Here is a 20,220-nt window from a genome sequence, read left to right as displayed (position 1 = left end):
GAATGGGGATGCAGGACAGATTACCAAAAAGAGATGAGGTCGCAAAGGAACTTACATGGCGACTTGAGGATATTTTCGAAAATGAAGAAAAGTGGGAAGAGGAGCTTAAAAAGATAAGTGAAGTAGCTGATAAGATTGCAGCTCTTCAGGGGAAGCTTTCTGATGGGAAGTGTCTTCTTGAAGCTCTTAAGCTTACAGAGGAGCTTGAGCTTTTAGCTGACAGGGTTGTTGGCTATTCTCATAAGAGATTTGATCAGGATACATCCAATTCCAAATACCAGGGTATGAACGCAAGGGCCATGTCTGCATATGCTGCAGTCGAGGAAAAAACAGCCTTCATGAACTCTGAGATTGTTGATATTTCTGATGAGGACCTTGAAAAGCTCTATGAGCAGATTCCTGAGCTTGACAGATACAAGAGAGCAATAAAGAATGTCAGAAGATTAAAGGCTCACATGCTTGACAGCAACATGGAAGCTCTTTTGGCATCAGCAAGTGAGCTTGAGGGCGCTCCTCAGAAAGCTTTCGGAATGCTTGCAAACGCTGACCTTAAGTTCCCTTCAGTAAAAGATTCAAAGGGAGAAGAAGTTCAGCTTTCACAGGGAAGATTTGTTCCAACACAGATGTCTCATGACAGAGATTTAAGAAAGGCAAGTTTTGAGGCTTTCTATACAAGATTTGCAGAGTTCAAAAATACATGGACTGCTATGTATGACGGTGAAGTTAAGGCAAGGATCTTCGAGGCAAAGGCTAGAAAATATGATTCATGCTTTGAGGCGGCAGTTGATGGCAACGACGTATCACCTTTAGTTTGCGATTCACTGTTTGAGTCCATTCATGGCAACATGGACAAGATGCACAGATACGTGTCACTCAGGAAAAAGCTCCTTGGAGTAGACGAACTTCACATGTATGATGTCTATGTTTCAATGATCCCTGATTTTGACATGAATGTCACATATGATGAGGCAAAAGAGATCTCTCTTAAGGCCCTTGCTCCTCTTGACGAAGATTATCTGGCAGTCGTAAAAGAGGCATATGAGAACAGATGGATCGATGTGGTTGAGAATGAAGGAAAGAGAAGTGGTGCGTATTCCTCAAATGTATACGGAACACATCCATATATGCTTCTTAACTACAATGATACTTTGAATGATGTCTTTACACTTGTTCATGAGATGGGACATTCAATGCATTCTTGGTATTCAAGCAAGGCACAGCACATTCTTGATGCAGGTTACAAGATCTTCGTTGCAGAAGTAGCGTCTACTACTAATGAAGTTCTTTTGTATCATTATCTTAAAGATCATGCTAAGAGCAAGGAAGAAAAGGCGTTTATCGTAAATCACTTCCTTGAGAGCTTTAAGAGCACAATGTTCCGTCAGACTATGTTTGAGGAATTTGAGAGAAAGACATGCAAGATGGCTGAAGATGGTGAGCCTCTTACAGCAGAGTCTCTCTATAATGTATACTATAACCTCAATAAGGAGTACTTTGGCGAGGATATGATCTCTGATGAACTTATTGGTTGGGAGTGGTGCAGAATTCCACACTTCTATTACAACTTCTATGTTTATCAGTATGCTACAAGCTTTGCAGCAGCTGTTGCGATTGCAGACAGAATCCTTAAAGAGGGTGCTCCTGCAGTTGAGCAGTACAAGAAGTTCCTTTCAAGCGGCTGCACACAGGATCCTGTAAGCCTCCTCAAGATCGCTGGAGTTGATCTTACAACAAAGGCTCCTATTGATGCGGCGCTTAAGGTATTTGGTGAAGCCATCGATGAGATGGAAGAAATCATGAAGTAAGTTGTGGCAGAAAGTTTTTTCTGCCTGGATATAAGGCGGTGCTTATATGGCAAAAGAAATATGGCGACCAGGTAATATGCTTTATCCCACACCTGCAGTTATGGTAAGCTGCAAGCGTGAGGGAGAAAAGCCAAATATAATAACTGTTGCATGGGCTGGGACTATCTGCAGCGACCCGGCCATGCTATCAATATCTGTGCGTAAAGCGAGATATTCCTATGATATTCTCATGGAAACAGGGGAATTTGTAGTCAATCTCACAAGTAAAAAGCTTACAAGGGCAGCAGATTGGTGCGGCGTGCGTTCAGGACGTGACTATGATAAGTTTAAAGAAATGAACTTAACACCGCTTGAATCCCAGAAAATATCAGCTCCGGGAATAGCAGAAAGCCCTGTTAATATTGAGTGCAAGGTAAAACAGTCAATTGATCTGGGAAGCCATACTATCTTTATCGCAGAGGTCATGTGTGTTACAGTAGATGACAAGCTACTTGATGAAAAGGGAAAGCTCGATCTTGGAAAGGCTAAACTTGTGGCTTATTCCCATGGCGAGTATTTCATGCTCGGAGAAAAGGTTGGAAAGTTTGGCTATAGCGTGGCCAAAAAAACTCTGACGAAGAAGGACAGTCCAAAGCCGAATAAAGGCAGGAGCAAAACAGCTAAGGTAAAGAAGAAATGAAGTATTTTTTAATGTATATTAAACAAACATTGCGGTTTGTGCTTAAGCCACTTTCGTTTGTACCCGCAATCATAATGATGTGCGTGATATTTATGTTTTCCGGACAGGAAGGTGATGCGAGCAGTCAGCTCAGCTACCAGGTTGGAATCAAGGTTTTTAGTTACGCCAATGAGAAGCTTGACAGAGGCTGGTCAAAGGATCAGATTGAAGATTTGTCCGAAGCATCCCAGTTCTATGTAAGAAAAACGGCTCATTTCACAGAATACTTTTTGCTGGCAGTATCTGTTGCTTTTCCTCTATATGTATATGGACTTAGAGGACCGCTGCTGGTTCTTTTTGCCGGAGCGTTCTGCGCGGGATTTGCCTGTCTTGACGAGTATCACCAGTCCTTTGTTTCCGGCAGAAGCCCATCAAAGAGAGATGTTATTATCGACTGCATGGGAGTTTTGCCGGGGATAATCCTTACCAGAATTGTTGGCTGGACTGGACGAATGACGATATTCAGACCACTTGCTAACAAGAAAAAACAAAAAGGGTATTGACAGCATATATGTAGTGTGATATCGTATATGAGTATTTGAAAATAAAGCAGAGTATCCACTCTCACCCTGCGGCAATGGCTTCAGGCGTTAATATCTTCGAAACAAACAGGTTATGTTTGCTTGAATTGAGATTACAGGTGGATACATTGCGTATTCACCTTTTTTCATAGTATGGAGGATAAAACCATTAGCGAGTTATTTATTAATGAACAGATCAGAGCTAAGGAAGTTCGTGTAATTGGTATTGATGGTGAGCAGCTTGGGGTTATGGCTATTGCAGATGCCAGAAAGATTGCTGACGATGAGGGTGTTGATCTTGTTATGATCGCGCCAACAGCTAAACCACCTGTTTGCAGGGTTGTTGATTACGGGAAATTTAAGTATGAGCAGCTTCGCAAAGAGAAAGAAGCTAAGAAGAAACAGAAAACTGTTGAAATTAAGGAGATCAGGCTTTCACCTAATATTGATACAAACGATCTCAATACTAAAGTGAATGCAGCTAAGAAGTTCCTTGAGAAAGGAAACAGAGTTAAGATCACTCTTCGTTTCCGTGGCCGTGAGATGGCTCATATGGGAGCAAGCGTGCACATCCTTACAGATTTCGCTCAGGCACTCAGCGATGTAGCCGTTGTTGAGAAACAGCCTAAGGTTGAAGGACGTAGTATGACAATGTTCCTTGCTGAAAAGAAAAATTGATTTTTGCCAAGTATTGGTTAAAAATAAAGTTCCACAAAATTACTGAGATTCACAGGAGGATTTAAGTTATGCAGCAAAAGATGAAAACAAAGAGAGCTGCTGCCAAGAGATTCAAAGTTACTGGCACAGGAAAGCTCATGAGAAACAAAGCGTATAAGCGCCACATCTTAACAAAGAAGTCTACAAAGAGAAAGAGAAATCTTAGACATGCTGGACTTGTTGACGCTACAAATGTTAAGGCAATGAAGAGCATTCTTCCTTATGCATGAGCAGAGCACTTGATGAGGTATTATCGAATCTAGTGCGAGCCATGGGTGGGCACTTAACGAGGTTTCATCGAGTTTAGTGCAGCATCCCATAAGTTCATTTGAGTTGAGATTTGGTTCAGTAAAGATTTAGAAATTAGGAGGATATTAAGATGGCAAGAGTTAAAGGCGCATTGAATGCCAAGAAGAAGCACAATAGAGTATTAAAGCTTGCAAAAGGTTACAGAGGAGCAAGATCAAAACAGTATAGAGTAGCAAAGCAGTCAGTTATGAGAGCACTTACTTCTGCATTTGCTGGTCGTAAGCAGAAGAAGAGAGATATGAGATCTCTTTGGATCACACGTATCAACGCAGCTGCCAGAATCAACGGACTTTCATACAGCAACCTTATGCATGGTCTTAAGCTTGCAGGCGTTGACATGAACAGAAAGATGCTTGCTGAGCTAGCAGTAAATGATCCAGAAGGATTCAAGACACTTGCTGAACTTGCAAAGACAAAGATTGCATAATTCAATTGGAAACTTTCGTTGAAAATATAGTTTTTTTGATATAGAATGAAGGAGTATCACTTTGTGATGCTCCTTTTTTTAATACAGAAAAAATGTAGCATTGAAGGAAACTGATAGTAATAAAGCGGAGGATATAGATATGGCATACGAGAATTTACAGCCTAAGGAAGTATTTCATTTTTTTGAGGAACTTTGCAATATTCCACATGGTTCCGGGAATTTACAGAAAATAAGCGATTATCTTGTTTCTTTTGCCAAGGATAGAAACCTTGAAGTTATTCAGGACAGTGAACTTAATGTAATTATTAAAGCTCCGGGCAGCAGGGGATATGAGGATAAAGAGCCTGTGATCCTGCAGGGACATATGGACATGGTAGCAGTTAAGGAAGATTCTTGTGACATCGACATGCTCACAGAGGGACTTCGATGCAAGACAGATGGAGAATATGTTTGGGCTGAGGGAACAAGCCTTGGCGGAGATGATGGAATTGCGGTTGCTTATTGCCTTGCACTTCTTGATTCAAAAGAAATTCCGCATCCACCACTTGAGGTTGTTATCACAACCAATGAAGAAACAGGAATGTTTGGTGCTTCAGCGATAGACCTTTCTTCTTTAAAGGGAAAGAAGATGATCAATATCGACAATGAAGAGGAAGGTGCCTTCATTACAAGCTGTGCAGGTGGTGCCAGAGTTTACTCGGATTTTTCTTTTGAAAAAGAGAATAAGACCGGCGTTTTATATGAAGTAAAGGTAGATGGATTACTTGGCGGTCATTCAGGTGAAATGATAAAGTGCGGAAGAGGAAATGCTAACCATATTTTAGCGAGAACTCTTTTGAATGCTATGGATGCTGCTGAGATTTCACTTGTATCTATAGAAGGCGGAGTTGCTGATAACGCTATACCTTCAGGAGCTGTAGCTAAGGTTGTAGTTCCTGCTGAAAACGTAGTTGATTTTAAGGAGAGCGTAGAGCAGACTCTTGAGGAAGTTAAGGGTGAGCTTGAAGTTAAGGATCCTAACGTAAATATCACATGCACTGAGGCAGGAGCTGAGGACAACTACTCATGTGCTAGATTTGAAGACGGAAGAATGATCGTCAGCGCTATTATTTCTTTACCTGACGGAGTTCAGGCTATGAGCGCAGCTGTTGAGGGACTTGTTGAGACTTCATTGAACCTTGGAATCATTAAGACAGAAGACTCATCTGTCACACTTGAACATTCAGTTAGAAGTAGCGTTGAGTCATCAAAGAATATGCTTATAAAAAAGGTTGCAACAATCGTTACTACTTTTGGCGGAACATATTCTGTATCCGGACAGTATCCGGGCTGGAAATACAGACAGCATTCTGAGCTCCGTGATCACATGGTTAAAGTTTATGAAGAAATGTATGGAAAGAGTCCGAGACTTATGGCTATTCATGCTGGTCTTGAGTGTGGCCTTCTGAGCGAGAAAATCAAAGGTCTTGATTGCATTTCGATTGGCCCTGATATGCAGGATATTCACTCAACAAAAGAGAAGCTTTCTGTTAAATCAGCAGGAAATGTTTGGGAATATCTTAAGGCAGTTTTAAAGTAATGATCAATGTAGGAGGGGATACATTTGAATGAGATAAAAAAGAAAATCATGGATGCGGTTATAAGCCAGTTCAATATTAAAGGTATGAAGTTTACCATGGATGATATTTCCAAGGAACTTCACATCAGCAAAAAGACTATATATAAGGAGTTTAACGATAAGGACGAGCTCTTTTTTGCGACTGTAGATTATGGCTTTTCTGCTATCAAAGAAAAAGAGGCGGAGATTGTTGCGGATGACTCTTTGGAGCTTTTGGAAAAGATTGAGAAGCTTATTGTTTGCCTTCCTGATAATTACAAAAATATTGATTTCCGAAGGGTTTATCAGTTAAGAGAAAAGTTTCCTGATGTATATAAAAAGATAGCTGAAAGAGTTGAAAGTGATTGGGGTGAGACCGAAAGGCTCCTTGAACAGGCTATGGATGAGGGACTTATAAAGAGAATGCCAATTGCCTTCATAAAGCTGATAATAGAGGGTGCTATCGAGAAATTCCTTAGTTCAAAAGAACTTTCAAACACAGGATACAGCTATGAGGAGTCTCTTAATGAGATGATCAATATAGTAATGAATGGACTTATACTTCCACAAGGAGAAGATAAATGATCTTAACAAACGAGAAGGTATTTTTATTACAGACAAAAAACACATCATATATGTTTAGAAAGCTTGCTAGTGGCCACTTGGAGCACCTGCATTATGGGAACAGGATTTTTTCAAATAAAGAGACTGGGGTAAGCATGCTTGATAGTATTGCAGAGACCATTGCACCCAAGCATTTCAACGGAGCCGGAAATACAATTGTATATTCAGATGAGCACAATAAGATTCTTCTTGAACAGCTCTGTCTTGAAATGAGCAGCTTTGGAAAAGGAGATATCAGAGATCCTTTTGTGGAGCTTACCTATGCCGATGGATCCAATACTGTGGATTTTCTTTTTGACAAATATGAGATAAAAGAAGGCAAGGCGGCGCTTACGTCTCTTCCTTCGTCTTATGCAGAGTCTGTTGAAACTTCTGATGGTAAGGTTGAGCAGCTTGTAGTTACCTTGAAAGACAAAGGATATGGCTCACGCCTTGAGCTTATCTATTCAGTATTTCCTGAGTGTGACGTTATTACCAGAAGTGCAGTTCTCTACAATGATTCTGATAAGGATATAAAAGTGGAAAGAATCCTCAGTACTGCAGTAGACTTTAACTCTTCATCCTATAAGATGACATCTTTCCATGGAAGATGGGCAGATGAGATGGGCAAATATGAGAGCATCTGCAATGGTGGTAAGGTAGTATGCGAGGAGCTTGCAGCCGGAGAATCCGGATCAAGATCCAATCCTTTTGTAATCGTAAGCAGCGTGGATGCTGATGATGATCATGGCGATTGCTACGGATTTAATCTTATTTACAGTGGTAACCATTATGAATCTCTTTCTTCAAATGGCTATAGCATGAGCAGATTTGTGAGCGGTATCCAGCCAACAGGATTTACATGGCTTTTGACTCCCGGTGAAAGCTTTGAGACTCCGGAAGCAGTCATGACATTCTCTTCAAAGGGAATGAATGCCATGAGCATCAACATGCACGATTTTGTAAGAGAGCATGTAGTGAGAGGAACCTGGAAAAAGAAAGAGAGACCAATCCTTATCAACAGTTGGGAGGCAGCATACTTTAACTTTACTCAGAGTTCACTTCTTTCTCTTGCAAAAGAGGCTAAGAAGTGCGGAATAGAGCTTTTTGTGATGGATGATGGCTGGTTCGGTGTAAGAAATGATGACAACTGCTCACTTGGTGACTGGTATGAAAATAAAAAGAAACTTCCGGGAGGCTTAAAAGAGTTTTCTGAAAAGCTCGATGCGCTTGGAATGATGTTTGGAATCTGGGTTGAACCCGAGATGGTCAATGAGAACAGTGATCTTTACAGAGCTCATCCGGACTGGGCTGTTACTGTTCCGGGGCATCATCACTCAACCTGTAGAAATCAGATGAACCTTGACCTTACAAGAAGTGAAGTTCAGGACTACATAATTGATTCCATGAAAAAGATCTTTTCATCCGGAAAGATCTCATATGTAAAGTGGGATATGAACAGGACATTCTCTGACAGATATTCAAAGAGCCTTCCTGCTGAGAGACAGGGCGAGTTCCAGCACAGATATTATCTTGGACTGTACAGAATCATGAAAGAACTTACTGAGGCGTTCCCTGAAATACTGTTTGAGGGCTGCTCTGCAGGTGGTAACAGATTTGACCTTGGAATTCTTAGCTATTTCCCGCAGATCTGGGGAAGTGACGATACTGATGCAATGTGCAGGATTGATATTCAGAGAGGATACAGCTATGGCTATCCGGCAAGTACAGTTGGTGCCCATGTTTCCGCATGCCCTAACCATCAGACACTCAATACTGTGCCTCTTGAGACAAGATTTGAAGTTGCAGCGGCAGGCTGTTTTGGATACGAGCTCAATCTTTGCGATATGTCTGATGCAGACAAAAAAGCTATCGCAAACCAGGTAGAATTCTATAAGAAGAACAGAGAATTGTTCCAGTTTGGAGATTATTATAGACTTCCTGAGGACGGATATATTATAGTAAGTAAAGATAAGACTAAAGCAGTTGCTTTTGTTGTTCAGAAGGATGCAAGACCAAATAATGACTACAAGTGCCTTAAGACAATCGGCCTTGATGATGAAAAAATCTATAACATGGTCGGAAGAGTAGTTCCACATAGCATTAAGGAATTTGGAAGTCTTATAAATATGTTCACACCTGTTCATGTAAAGCAGGACGGAATTGTTCATGGCATAATCGATAAGTTCATGGACATTAATGGTGAGGAGCAGAAGGCAACTGCTCTTGGTGCTGCATTTAATGGACACGGAGTAGCACTTAATTCCGCTTTTTGTGGCACAGGCAACAATGATGGAACACGTATAATGCGTACCGGCGACACAAGGCTTTATGTGTTTACACAGGCTTAAAACAACTGACTAGACATATGGTACTCATGCTTGCAACAGGTGATTTGGCAAATAGAATGCATTGAAGTGTGAATAGGTTGTTTTCTGGTAGGAGGATTTAATATGAAGAATATTACTTTGGGCAGTACCGGCATTACTGCACCTCAAAATGGTTTTGGAGCACTTCCCATTCAGCGAGATGATATGGAGACTACAATCCATATTTTAAGAAAGGCTTACGATGGTGGCATGAGGTTTTTTGACACTGCCAGAGCTTACAGCGATTCTGAGGAAAAGCTTGGCAGAGGCCTTATGGAATATGGAGTAAGAGATAATATCTATATCGCAACTAAGACTGCGGCCAAGGATCCGGAGAATTTCTGGAAGGATTTAGAGACTTCTCTTAAACTTCTTCAGACTGATCATGTAGATATTTATCAGTTCCATATGGTTTCGCAGTGCTACAAACCCGGAGATGGCACGGGTATGTATGAGTGCATGGTGGAGGCCAAAGAAAAAGGACTTATAAAGCATATCGGAATCACAACTCACAAGCTCATGGTTGCTGAAGAGATCATTGAGAGCGGACTTTATGAGACCTTGCAGTATCCATTTAGCTATCTTTCTACTGATAAAGAAATAGAGCTTGTTCATAAGTGCAAAGAGCACAACATGGGCTTTATAGCTATGAAAGGCCTTGCGGGCGGACTTATAAACAGGTCAGATGCTGCATTTGCCTTTATGAGCCAGTTTGATAATGTTATGCCAATTTGGGGCGTTCAGAGAGAAAAAGAGCTTGATGAATGGCTTTCATATATGGATGAATCACCTGCATTAACAGATTCCACTAAGGACTTTATTGCCGGAGAAAAAGAGGAATTGTCCGGTGATTTCTGTAGAGGATGTGGTTATTGCATGCCTTGCCCAAAGGGGATACAGATAAATAACTGTGCCAGAATGTCACTCATGCTTAGAAGAGCTCCGTCTGAAAACTGGCTTAACGAACATTGGCAAAAAGAAATGGCTAAGATTGATGACTGCATAAACTGCAGAGCCTGCACAAAGAAATGCCCATATGAGCTTAGTACACCTGAACTTCTTAAAAAGAATTATGAAGATTACAAAAATGTACTTGCAGGTAAAGTGAGTGTGCGGTAAAATCATTTTACACAATTTAATTTACATAGTAAAACATTCTTATTTAAAATCTAAGGAGGTCGTTACATGGGATTAAAGGACCTACTTTTCGGAAATGAAGAAGGAGAGAGAACAGAAATGGAAAACGAGAACTTAGTCACAACAGAAATGCTTGTTGGTGATATCATCACAAAGCATCCTCTTGCTGCACAGTTCCTTATGGAATGTGGAATGGGATGTATTCATTGCCCTGCATCACAGATGGAGTCACTTGCCGAGGCTTGCGCAGTTCACGGAATCGACGGCGAAGAAATCGTCGACGCCCTCAACGACTACCTCGCAGAGCATAACGCATAAAAATACGTCTAGCAAACGAACGCATGATAGATATGTTTAAAATAACGATTTTCTCACTCGGATCTTTTGCTGTGATGTATTAGACAATTATTAAAAGAGCTTTGACTTGTTTCATGCTTATTCAGAACACAAGTCAAAGCTCTTTTTCTAATTGCCATACATCATCAGCTCAAGATAAATCGTTCAAAAATCATTATTTTAATCATCTCTATTCATGCTGTTCTACGCAAAATAGTAATTGAATTATTATGTATTTACTGTTTCTTTGCAAATACTCCGAGCGATAAGTGAAGCTATGGAAGTAATAGATTACCGAAAAACATTTCGAAAATGATTACTACCACTTTTGTATGTGTGAGTGGAGATAGAAGAGAAAACACTTTTGAACGATTTATCTTAAGCCTTGGATGAGTAGAATAAAAAAAGAGGGATTTGCTTGTGCTCTGAATAAGTATGAAACAAGCAAATCCCTATATTTTTATTCGTCACGAATCCTGGCGAAAGATACCGAGTGAAAAAGTATTTTCTCTTTTATCGCAACGTATTTATGTCAAAAAGTAGTGGTATCAGCCCTTTACGGCGCCTTCGATCATGCCTTCCATGATCTGCTTCTGAGCGATGAGGAAGATGATGATCATTGGAATGATTGCAAGAAGAGCTGCAGGAAGAATTCTGTCCCAGCTCTTTACGTATGATCCAACGAATTTCTGAATGGCGATAGGAATTGTCATTACTTTACCATTCTGTCCAAGCATCATTGATGGAAGAAGATAGTCGTTCCAGATCCACATACCATTAAGGATTGTTACTGTTGTAATAACAGGAGTTAAAAGAGGGAAGATGATCTGGAAGAATGTCTGCTCTGGAGAACATCCGTCGATTGAAGCGGCTTCTTCAAGATCAAAAGGCACACCCTTGATAAATCCGGTTAAGATGAATACTGTCATGGCACCGCCAAATCCAAGGTAAGCAAATACGATACCGGGAATTGACTGAAGCATTGGAATTCCAATGAACTTTCCGACATCTCTGAAGGTAGAAATAAGTGGAAGCATTACTACCTGGAAAGGAATGATCATTGATGCGATGAAAGTAAAGTAAATAACTGTTGACCAAACTGTTTTGTTACGGCAGATTACCCATGCTGCCATGGCTCCAAAAAGTGATAAGAGAACAAGCGAAATAACTGTGATTATTGCTGATGATCCAAATGAGCTCCAGAATAAGAAGTTAGGATCGTTAATTACAGCCTTTATGTTCTCAAGGAGCTGTGAAAAGCTTGCACCTGCAAGGCTTACAGGATTAGATGTAATATCTGCGGTAACTTTTCCTGAGTTAATAAGAAGCAGGAAAAATGGGAATAATACATAAATTGCAACGATGACTGCTATTATAAGTCTGATTACTATGCTGGATGTTTTTTCTTTTGTATGCATTATAATTCCACCTCCTTCTTATTGGATATACGAACCTGAATGATTGAGACAGCAGCCAGTATGATGAAGAAGAGAACGGCCTTTGCCTGTCCGAGTGCATAATCATTATTGATAACTGCTGTAGTGTAGATATTAAGTGCTAACATCTCTGTTCCGTTTGCAATATAGTTGCCAAGGAATTGTACTGATCCTTTACCATTAGTAAGAGCAAGGTTTACATCGAACTGTTTGAATGCGGATGTAAGTGTAAGGAAAGTACATATTGTAATAGTTGGTGCAATCATTGGGAGTTTGATATTGAATAGGGTCTGAATTTTATTTGCACCATCTATGGCAGATGCTTCAAGTACATCTCCGGGGATTGTATTAAGACCTGTGATGTAGATGAGCATTATGTAACCTGCATACTGCCAGATGTATACGATGATAATAGCGATAAACGCTGTATTAGTATCCGAAAGCATTGAGTAAGTTCCTGAGAACTTAGTTACTACATTACTGAAAATGAATTGCCAGATATAACCAAGTACGATTCCGCCAATAAGGTTTGGAAGAAAGTAAGCTGCTCTGAAGAATCCGAGTCCCTTGATCTTGGATGTGCAAAGAAGTGCTAAAAGGAAAGCTACAAGGTTAACAAGGATCATATTAAATACTACAAATAAAAATGTTAAAAGCGTTGACCATAAAAAGGCTGGCTGTTTGAACATTCTTGCGTAGTTGGAAAAACCAACAAAGTTTTTAAGTCTGATGCCATCCCAATCGGTAAAAGAATATCCGATACCAAGGAACAGTGGAATGATAACTGTTACCAGGAAGGCAAACAAAAGTGGAAACAAGAATATGAAATTGATAATTGAACGGTGGTGCTTAAGAGTTGGAAACAAGTACAATCCTATGAAGAATAGAAGGATTCCGCATACGAACATGGCTCCCCTATACACATTTCCGGTGCCGGCAATCGACAGACCCAAACCAACTATTGTAAGCACAATTCCTGCTATAAGGCATATAAATGATGATGCCTTTCTCCCTATAGAAAATGTACTCATAAGTGATCCCCCTTTCCGTGAGGCAAAAGTTCTCTTGATTGATAAAAGGGCAGGACACGTGTGCCCTGCCCAAACTACTTCTTATTACTGAGCGTAGTAAGCAGAAATTACCTGAGCCATTGTTGATACGAATCCATCAGCATCAAGTTTGCCCTTTGCATAATCTGCGAATACGTTACATGTCTCGTTCTGGAGACCGTCTTTCTTAAGCATTGTGTGCCATCCTGAGTAGTTACCAGCTGTGATGTAGCTGTTCATGCTCTTGTAGAATGGGTTAACTGCTTCATACTGGCAATCATCGAAAGGAGATACAAGACCAGCATCGTTTACAAGAATATTCTGAGCTGAATCACCAGCACACCAGTTGAAGAATGCCTTTGCACCTTCTACGTTACCATTTGAATATGCTACCCAATATGAAGGTGGTCCAGCAATAATTGTGTTGATTCCATCTTCAAATGCATATGGAGCAAATCCACATTCGAAATTAACATCTGCAGGAGATGTTATGCACCAGTTACCCTGTGTGATGAATACATATTTGCCTTCCTTGAATCCGGCAACCTGATTGTCATATGTTCCGTCTACAAGAAGAGCTGGATCTGAATACTGGTTCATCATGCCGATGAACTCAGCGAAATTCTTCATTCTTGCTTCATCAATCTTTCCACCATCGTTAAGAAGATCGATGTATGTTGTGTCGTCAGCCTTAAGACCAGCATCAAGATACTGACCAAATACGTGAGTACCTGAAGACCATCCAAGGTTTGTAGGCTCTGCACACCAGCCAAATACTGCTGTGATGCCAAGTTCATCCTTCTTGGAATCAAGTGTCTCACAAGCAGCCTTCCAAGCATCAGGGCTTGTAAGTGTAGAAGGATCAATTCCTGCCTTTGCAAGGATATCAGCGTTGTAACCAAGAGCTGTAGCCTCTACAGTGTAAGGGAATCCGATTGTGCCCATTGTAGAATCAACGAGTTCGAATCCAGTCTTATTTGTCCATTCCTCACCTGAAAGATCGGCGAGCATTCCGTCCCAGTTAGCAGCCTGGTTAGCTTCGATAACGAAGATATCTGGCATGTTGTCAGCCTGGTACATTTTCTTAAGTTCGTCAGAAGCGTTTGTGTCGCCACCGATTGTCTCAACTGTAAGTACATTGCCTGTTTCTTCAAGATACTTAGCAGCAAGAGCCTGCATCTGATCGTTGATCTCTGGCTTACCATTGAGAAGACGAACAGCTTCCTGAGTTCCTGCTACTTCGCTTGTAGCTGCTGCAGTCTCAGTAGTATCAGCTGACTGAGTCTCTGTCTGAGTCTCTGTCTGAGCTTCAGCGTTGTCAGATGATGTTGTTGTGTCAGCTGCTGTTTCTCCGCAAGCTGCAAGTGAAAGAACCATTGAGCCTGCAAGAAGAACTGACATGAGTTTCTTTTTCATTTTGTTTCCTCCTTTTTGTTGCTTTGTGCAAATTGCCATAACATATTTACTTTTTGGCGGTTACTTTTGCGCATAAGTTGTACGCTATATTCAAATTAGCATAAAAACACTAGAAATTCAAGGAGAATTACTAAAATTATTATTGACCACGCGTACAAAAAGTGCATAAAAACCCGTGGTTAGCGGGGTTGCGTGCGGAGAAGAAAAATGTGAAATTATAATAAAACGTATTAATAAATTATAAATTAGCGTAAAATTAACTGCTTATGCGCATAAGGTGTGTTGTGAAATGTTACAAGAAAAGATCGATGTTTTAAGATTTGATTGTAAAAAATCCAAAGAAAAGTGTTTGTAATATCATTTTGATATAAGTATTATTGACCAATAAATAACCAGAGCCCGCTATTATAGCGGACTCTGGTGCATTATTACGGTGATTATATTTTTTTTACAGTATCACGGATTACCAGGTTGGTCGGGAGTACTATCTGATTAGGTGTTTTTATTTTCTTCAACTGTTTCAGCAAAGTGTCAGCTGCCACAGTTCCTTTTTGCTTGACATTCTGATGAACAGTAGTAAGTGCAGGTCTGTGAAGCTGCCCAAGCATATTGTCATCAAATCCTGCGACCGAAATGTCATCCGGCACTGATATTCCTCTGTCAGCAAAGGCTGCCATTAGAGTAACGGCGTATAGGTCAGATACACACATAATAGCAGTGAATTCTTTTGAACGTTCACATATTTCTTCCAAACTTTCAGGAAGATCTTTAGTGTGAGGCCTGATCTTTAGGAAGTTTGAAGGACTGTATTTTATCTTTGCATCTTTTAAAGCTTTTTTGTATCCGTTTAATCTGGCAAGGTCAACGCCGTTGGTGTTATCAGAAAGGAATGCTATCTTTTTGTGTCCCTGTGATATCAGGTAATTGACCATGTCGTAGGTACCCTGTTCATCATCCAGGCCGACGTTGGTGAAGTGCTTAAGTCCTTCGATGCTGTAAGTATCAATACATACGATTGGTTTCTTGTATTTTTCACTGACACGTATTCCATCATCGTTCAGCATTCCAAAAAGAATCAGTCCATCAACGTTCCAGGTGGAAACGTGGCGCATTATTTCATTGGTATCACTTGAGATATAGAGCATCATGAAATAACCGGCATTTCTTATGGTCTCTTCGACACCACCGATCAGTTCTGATACAAACGGATCCATTATCAGGTTCTCATACTTATCGGCACGTGCCTTTAAGGCAAGACCTATTATTTTTGATTCATTCTGTGCAAGATTTCTTGCGCTGATGTTAGGAACGTAATCAACCTTTTCCAGAAAATCCTGAACAATTTTTTTTGTATCGTCTGACACTTCACTGGTTTTTCCATGAATAACATTTGAAACCGTTGTGGTGCTCATATTTAGTTGTTTTGCAATCTCTTTAATAGTTATCATTTTTTATTTTGGTCTTTACAAAGAAAAAAAGTTATTGTATCTTGTGTTCAAAATAACATGGTAGAGTATGTATTGTCAAAAAGAAAAGTGTACGCAATTTATTTTTTGAATCATACGAGCCGTGCGAAAACTGCATAAATACGTGATTCTGGCGGTGTTATGTATTTGTGTGTTTGTTTCAAATTGAGGAGTAAAAGGAGAATTATGAATACACAATATAACAGAGTATCATCTGCAAAAGATGTCCTGGAAAAACTTGATAATGCAAATAACATTTTGACTGGTTTAAAAATACCTGAGGATATACCTCACGGAGATATGCCCGGAGATAAAATTGAGATTGGCGAAAGTCATATCGAAAAAGCAAAAACAATCTTTCCTGTTCTTATTAAAGAATTAAAAGAGAAAATGGGTGCTAATCCATATAATCGTTCTGTTGTAGCGGTTTGCGGAGGATCAGGAGTAGGAAAATCTGAGATTGCTTCGCTTCTCTCATATTTGCTTGAGCAGGCTGGAATCGGAAGCTACACAATGTCCGGAGATAATTATCCACACAGAATACCTATGTATAATGATGCTGAAAGACTTCACGTGTTTAGAGAAAGTGGAATCAGGGGGATGGTTGACAGTGGTGTCATGAACCCTGAAAATTTTGCTAAGGTTAAGGAATGGCAGATTGCAGAAGATGATGCTAATAAGGCTCACGTTGAAACTGACAGTTGGTTCAAGGCATATATAGAAGCCGGTGAAAAGGGACTTGATAATTATCTTGGAACTCCAAACGAAACTGACTTTGAAGAAGTTGATCAGATAATGAAGGCATTTAAGGATGGAGCGGACAAGCTCTGGCTCAAGAGAATGGGAAGAGATGAAGCGTCTCTTTGGTATGATGAAGTTGACATGTCTGCAAAGCAGGTTCTTATTGTTGAGTGGACCCATGGCAACAGTGATTATATGACTCAGGTTGATATTCCGGTTCTTTTGAACAGTACTCCGCAGGAGACACTTGAACATAGAAGATCCAGAAACAGAGATGGAAAGCTTGACAGCCCATTTACTATGATGGTACTTGAGCTTGAACAGAATAAGCTTGTTAAACAGGCTCATAAGGCTAAGATAATCATCACCAAAGCAGGTGAGATCATTAGCTATGATGAGTTCAAAAAGCTAATGCAGTAATTTGATTGATTAACATTTTGACATGTTTTGAAAGGAAATAATATGAGTAAATTTGTGGACAATGGCCCTATGTTGAATGCCTATCCTGATAGCATGGGAGGAACACTGGGGGATATTGTATCGGTATTGTCAAAAGATGCGTTCAAGGATGTTTTTCAGTCATTTTACATTCTTCCAAGTATCTTCAATACAGATTTAGACAGAGGATTCTCTGTAATAGATTATGGAATCAATGAACAGCTTGGCAGCAAAGAAGATATTGAGGCTTTAAAGGCGCTTGATATCAATCTGAAGCTTGATTTTATTCTTAATCATGCATCAGTTCTTTCTCCACAGTTCCAGGATCTTATTAAGAATGGTGAGAAGTCTAAATATGCCGATTTCTTTATAAACTGGAATAAATTCTGGGATGGCTATGGCGAGATGACTGATGAAGGCTATATTCAGCCTGATCAGAAATACATAAAAGACATGTTTTTCAGAAAACCTGGACTTCCAATCCTTATGGTACGTATGCCTGATGGCAAGGATGTTCCTTATTGGAATACATTCTATCAGGAAGTGCAGTACAAAAGGCCTGATGCTCAGGATCTTATGGAAAAGATGGATATTCAGTATCTTTCTGCACAGAGATTAGCGGTGAAAGTCTGCGAGGGACTTGATGAGGGAAAGAAGCCTGCTGAAATTGATTACACAGGTTTTGAAAAATATAAGGATGCAGTTGTTGATTATTTAGAGTCTGGAAGAAGATATCTTGGACAGATGGATCTTAACATTAAGTCTGATCTTGTTTGGGAACATTACAGAAATACTCTTAAGAGTCTTGCAGGCTATGGAGCAAGCATTGTACGTCTTGATGCCTTTGCTTATGCTCCCAAGGAGCCTGGCAAGAAGAATTTCCTCAATGAACCTGATACATGGGATGTACTTGAAAAAGTTAAGAAACTTGCTGATGAGTTTAAGGTATCTCTTTTACCTGAGATTCATGCAAGTTACAGTGAAAAGATCTATGAAGTTGTAGCTGATAAGGGCTATATGACTTATGACTTCTTCCTTCCCGGGCTTCTCATTTATGCAATTGAGTCAAAGTCAGGTGAACTTCTAAAGAAGTGGGCTGATGAGATTCAGGAAAAGAAAATACGCGTGGTTAACATGCTTGGATGTCACGATGGAATTCCGCTTCTTGATCTTAAGGGAATCCTTCCTGAAGAAGATATTCAGAATATGATCGATACAATTGTTGGCAGAGGAGGATTTGTAAAGGATCTTCATGGCGCCAAGAATATGTATTATCAGGTTAATGCTACGTATTACAGTGCTCTTGGAGACGATGATAAGAAGATGCTTTTTGCAAGGGCAATACAGATGTTTATGCCGGGTAAACCTCAGGTTTGGTATCTTGATCTGTTTGCAGGCAAGAACGACCACGAAGCTGTAAAGCGTGCCGGGGCAGGCGGGCATAAAGAAATTAACAGAACTAACCTTACTCTTAACCAGATAAACGAGGCAATGGAAAAAGATGTTGTAAAAAAACAGCTTGATCTTCTGAGATTCCGCAACACATGTCCTGCGTTTGGATTTGACGCAAAACTGGATGTGACAGTTGATGGCAGTCTTATGAAATTTGTTTGGGAGAATAATGGTCATAAAGCCGCTCTTGAAGCTGATTTTTCTGATTATAGCTACAAGATTTCTGAGAACTAAGAAAATAAAGACCACAGTTCGGTGTTAAAACCGGATTGTGGTCATTTTTTTGTTTTTCACAAAATGTTCAAAAATAAATTCGTATGAAACTATTTACAGAACAAAAGTCTTATGATATTTTATCAAACGACATAAAATTCTGCCCCGTTTGGGGCAAGGGTGATACAAGCAGTGTGTCTAATTCACTGTAGTTAATACTTTAAATCCGGTATCATCCAATTCTCACATACGTTAAATATACAAGAGAGTCCTATATTTTTGCTTGTGCAAAACTCTTTGGTGGAAAGTTTTTTTGCGCGTTCTCTGTGCTGATTTCTATGTCAGTCATCTTTTTCTGAATGATAATGGAAACGAGCATGTCTTTTCTCTTGTATATTTAACGGATTATCGATATAGAACAAATAACTTGGAAGTATTAGTCTTATGAAATACAAAAATGCATTGAGATTTTTTTTGTAATAACAAATAATAATGATATAGTTATAATCAACGCTGTTGCTGTGGAATATAAAAAAGAAAAGTTTTTGGAGGACAAGTAAATGGCAGAAGAAACAATGAATGATTTTCAAGATGAGATTGAAAGATCCTTTAGAAAGGTTAAAGAGGGAGACATTCTTGAGGGAACAGTAATAGATATCTCTGAGACTGAGATTACACTTGACCTTAAGTATTATACTCAGGGCGTGATTAAAGTTTCTGATATGAGTGATGATCCCAAGTTTTCTATTCACAGAGATGTGAAGATCGGCGATGAAATCTCTGCAACTGTGATCAGCACTGATGATGGAAATGGAAATATTCTTTTATCAAAAAAGGAAGCCAATCAGTTAATAGCCTGGGACAAGATAAAAGAAATTGCTGATACGGATGCATATGTAGATGTGAAAGTTTCAGAAGCGGTAAAAAGTGGATGTGTAGCATTTCTTGAAGGTATCAGAGGATTTATTCCTGCATCAAAGCTGGATCTTCAGTTTGTAGAAGAGGATAAACTTCCTGAATATGTTGGAAAGGTTCTCAAAGTAAAAGTGATTACTGCCGACAAGGACGCAAATAAGCTGGTTCTTTCTGCAAGAGAGTACTTAAAAGAACAGGCAGATGCAAGAAGAGCTGAGATGATTTCTAACATAGAGGTTGGCTTGGTAACTGAAGGCGTTGTTGAAAGTCTGCAGAATTATGGTGCGTTTGTAAATCTCGGAAATGGAATGACCGGACTTGTTCATATTTCTCAGATATGTAATCAGAGAATTGCTCACCCGTCTTCAGTTCTTAAAGTTGGGCAAAAAGTTAAAGTAAAAGTTATAGCTATAAAAGACGGTAAACTCAGCCTTAGCATGAAAGCTTTGGAAGAGATAGCAGCAACTGAAATTACAGAAGAAAAAATAGAGTTTGAAAGTGATGGAGATGCTACAACTTCACTTGGAGATCTCTTAAAGAAAGCAGGATTTTGAT

The 20,220-nt window shown here is 39.8% G+C and carries 18 protein-coding genes; 14 read left to right on the top strand and 4 right to left on the bottom strand.

Annotated features, from left to right (window positions below):
- Positions 1 to 8: 8 nt before the first annotated feature.
- The 11 genes from pepF to BM146_RS10130 all read left to right on the top strand — a co-directional run bounded on the left by pepF (position 9) and on the right by BM146_RS10130 (position 10,521).
- Positions 9 to 1,805: an oligoendopeptidase F gene (pepF, locus tag BM146_RS10180; RefSeq protein WP_074888213.1), complete on the top strand. Its 1,797-nt coding sequence runs from the start codon at positions 9 to 11 to the stop codon at positions 1,803 to 1,805.
- 46 nt (positions 1,806 to 1,851) lie between these two features.
- Complete coding sequence (locus BM146_RS10175) at positions 1,852 to 2,484, top strand: flavin reductase family protein (protein WP_074888210.1); 633 nt, start codon at positions 1,852 to 1,854, stop codon at positions 2,482 to 2,484.
- Positions 2,481 to 3,026, top strand: a complete 546-nt coding sequence (locus BM146_RS10170) for a VanZ family protein (protein WP_074888207.1) — start codon at positions 2,481 to 2,483, stop codon at positions 3,024 to 3,026. The genes BM146_RS10175 and BM146_RS10170 overlap by 4 nt, the downstream gene beginning before the upstream one ends.
- Before the next feature lie 171 nt (positions 3,027 to 3,197).
- Complete coding sequence (infC, locus tag BM146_RS10165; protein ID WP_022773738.1) at positions 3,198 to 3,722, top strand: translation initiation factor IF-3; 525 nt, start codon at positions 3,198 to 3,200, stop codon at positions 3,720 to 3,722.
- Between the two features lie 68 nt (positions 3,723 to 3,790).
- Entirely contained in the window at positions 3,791 to 3,991 is a 201-nt protein-coding gene (rpmI, locus tag BM146_RS10160) for a 50S ribosomal protein L35 (RefSeq protein WP_013280183.1), read from the top strand.
- A 149-nt stretch (positions 3,992 to 4,140) separates the two neighbouring features.
- A complete protein-coding gene (rplT, locus tag BM146_RS10155) occupies positions 4,141 to 4,497 on the top strand; it encodes a 50S ribosomal protein L20 (RefSeq protein ID WP_074888203.1) in 357 nt (118 codons plus the stop codon).
- Positions 4,498 to 4,636: 139 nt separating this feature from the next.
- The gene (locus tag BM146_RS10150) at positions 4,637 to 6,076 is read left to right on the top strand and encodes an aminoacyl-histidine dipeptidase (protein WP_074888200.1); all 1,440 of its coding nucleotides are present in this window, start codon (positions 4,637 to 4,639) and stop codon (positions 6,074 to 6,076) included.
- A gap of 24 nt (positions 6,077 to 6,100) precedes the next feature.
- Positions 6,101 to 6,679 carry a TetR/AcrR family transcriptional regulator gene (locus BM146_RS10145; RefSeq protein WP_083413486.1) on the top strand — a complete coding sequence of 193 codons (579 nt, stop codon included), beginning with the start codon at positions 6,101 to 6,103 and terminating at the stop codon, positions 6,677 to 6,679.
- Positions 6,676 to 9,048, top strand: a complete 2,373-nt coding sequence (locus tag BM146_RS10140) for an alpha-galactosidase (RefSeq protein ID WP_074888197.1) — start codon at positions 6,676 to 6,678, stop codon at positions 9,046 to 9,048. The genes BM146_RS10145 and BM146_RS10140 overlap by 4 nt, the downstream gene beginning before the upstream one ends.
- Positions 9,049 to 9,150: 102 nt before the next feature.
- Complete coding sequence (locus BM146_RS10135; protein ID WP_074888193.1) at positions 9,151 to 10,185, top strand: aldo/keto reductase; 1,035 nt, start codon at positions 9,151 to 9,153, stop codon at positions 10,183 to 10,185.
- 66 nt (positions 10,186 to 10,251) lie between these two features.
- On the top strand, positions 10,252 to 10,521 hold the full coding sequence (locus BM146_RS10130) for a DUF1858 domain-containing protein (protein ID WP_022773746.1): 270 nt from the start codon (positions 10,252 to 10,254) through the stop codon (positions 10,519 to 10,521).
- A 566-nt stretch (positions 10,522 to 11,087) separates the two neighbouring features.
- Here the strand turns inward: BM146_RS10130 and BM146_RS10125 are convergent.
- From BM146_RS10125 to BM146_RS10110, 4 genes are all read right to left on the bottom strand, one after another.
- Entirely contained in the window at positions 11,088 to 11,957 is an 870-nt protein-coding gene (locus tag BM146_RS10125) for a carbohydrate ABC transporter permease (RefSeq protein ID WP_074888190.1), read from the bottom strand.
- Positions 11,957 to 13,006: a carbohydrate ABC transporter permease gene (locus BM146_RS10120; protein WP_074888186.1), complete on the bottom strand. Its 1,050-nt coding sequence runs from the start codon at positions 13,004 to 13,006 to the stop codon at positions 11,957 to 11,959. The genes BM146_RS10125 and BM146_RS10120 overlap by 1 nt, the downstream gene beginning before the upstream one ends.
- Positions 13,007 to 13,090: 84 nt before the next feature.
- A complete protein-coding gene (locus BM146_RS10115; protein WP_074888182.1) occupies positions 13,091 to 14,440 on the bottom strand; it encodes an ABC transporter substrate-binding protein in 1,350 nt (449 codons plus the stop codon).
- A 437-nt stretch (positions 14,441 to 14,877) separates the two neighbouring features.
- On the bottom strand, positions 14,878 to 15,888 hold the full coding sequence (locus BM146_RS10110; protein ID WP_074888179.1) for a LacI family DNA-binding transcriptional regulator: 1,011 nt from the start codon (positions 15,886 to 15,888) through the stop codon (positions 14,878 to 14,880).
- A 204-nt stretch (positions 15,889 to 16,092) separates the two neighbouring features.
- On the opposite strand from BM146_RS10110, the gene BM146_RS10105 reads away from it, so the two are divergent.
- From BM146_RS10105 to BM146_RS10095, 3 genes are all read left to right on the top strand, one after another.
- Positions 16,093 to 17,067, top strand: a complete 975-nt coding sequence (locus tag BM146_RS10105) for a nucleoside/nucleotide kinase family protein (RefSeq protein WP_177201638.1) — start codon at positions 16,093 to 16,095, stop codon at positions 17,065 to 17,067.
- Between the two features lie 42 nt (positions 17,068 to 17,109).
- The gene (locus tag BM146_RS10100) at positions 17,110 to 18,771 is read left to right on the top strand and encodes an alpha-amylase family glycosyl hydrolase (protein ID WP_074888177.1); all 1,662 of its coding nucleotides are present in this window, start codon (positions 17,110 to 17,112) and stop codon (positions 18,769 to 18,771) included.
- A gap of 539 nt (positions 18,772 to 19,310) precedes the next feature.
- Complete coding sequence (locus BM146_RS10095; protein ID WP_074888174.1) at positions 19,311 to 20,219, top strand: S1 RNA-binding domain-containing protein; 909 nt, start codon at positions 19,311 to 19,313, stop codon at positions 20,217 to 20,219.
- Position 20,220 lies beyond the last annotated feature (1 nt).

This window comes from Butyrivibrio proteoclasticus (assembly GCF_900115735.1).
Classification (GTDB): Bacteria; Bacillota; Clostridia; order Lachnospirales; family Lachnospiraceae; genus Butyrivibrio; species Butyrivibrio proteoclasticus_B.
This window is presented reverse-complemented; position numbering and strand designations above follow the sequence as displayed.

Excerpts from the sequence above, each read along its gene's own strand:
- BM146_RS10100 (WP_074888177.1), top strand. The coding sequence starts at position 17,110 with ATGAGTAAATTTGTGGACAATGGCCCTATGTTGAATGCCTATCCTGAT.
- BM146_RS10150 (WP_074888200.1), top strand. The coding sequence starts at position 4,637 with ATGGCATACGAGAATTTACAGCCTAAGGAAGTATTTCATTTTTTTGAG.
- BM146_RS10105 (WP_177201638.1), top strand. The coding sequence starts at position 16,093 with ATGAATACACAATATAACAGAGTATCATCTGCAAAAGATGTCCTGGAA.
- BM146_RS10120 (WP_074888186.1), bottom strand. The coding sequence starts at position 13,006 with ATGAGTACATTTTCTATAGGGAGAAAGGCATCATCATTTATATGCCTT.
- BM146_RS10175 (WP_074888210.1), top strand. The coding sequence starts at position 1,852 with ATGGCAAAAGAAATATGGCGACCAGGTAATATGCTTTATCCCACACCT.
- BM146_RS10115 (WP_074888182.1), bottom strand. The coding sequence starts at position 14,440 with ATGAAAAAGAAACTCATGTCAGTTCTTCTTGCAGGCTCAATGGTTCTT.
- BM146_RS10130 (WP_022773746.1), top strand. The coding sequence starts at position 10,252 with ATGGGATTAAAGGACCTACTTTTCGGAAATGAAGAAGGAGAGAGAACA.
- BM146_RS10135 (WP_074888193.1), top strand. The coding sequence starts at position 9,151 with ATGAAGAATATTACTTTGGGCAGTACCGGCATTACTGCACCTCAAAAT.
- infC (WP_022773738.1), top strand. The coding sequence starts at position 3,198 with ATGGAGGATAAAACCATTAGCGAGTTATTTATTAATGAACAGATCAGA.
- BM146_RS10095 (WP_074888174.1), top strand. The coding sequence starts at position 19,311 with ATGGCAGAAGAAACAATGAATGATTTTCAAGATGAGATTGAAAGATCC.
- pepF (WP_074888213.1), top strand. The coding sequence starts at position 9 with ATGCAGGACAGATTACCAAAAAGAGATGAGGTCGCAAAGGAACTTACA.
- BM146_RS10110 (WP_074888179.1), bottom strand. The coding sequence starts at position 15,888 with ATGATAACTATTAAAGAGATTGCAAAACAACTAAATATGAGCACCACA.
- rpmI (WP_013280183.1), top strand. The coding sequence starts at position 3,791 with ATGCAGCAAAAGATGAAAACAAAGAGAGCTGCTGCCAAGAGATTCAAA.
- rplT (WP_074888203.1), top strand. The coding sequence starts at position 4,141 with ATGGCAAGAGTTAAAGGCGCATTGAATGCCAAGAAGAAGCACAATAGA.
- BM146_RS10125 (WP_074888190.1), bottom strand. The coding sequence starts at position 11,957 with ATGCATACAAAAGAAAAAACATCCAGCATAGTAATCAGACTTATAATA.
- BM146_RS10140 (WP_074888197.1), top strand. The coding sequence starts at position 6,676 with ATGATCTTAACAAACGAGAAGGTATTTTTATTACAGACAAAAAACACA.
- BM146_RS10170 (WP_074888207.1), top strand. The coding sequence starts at position 2,481 with ATGAAGTATTTTTTAATGTATATTAAACAAACATTGCGGTTTGTGCTT.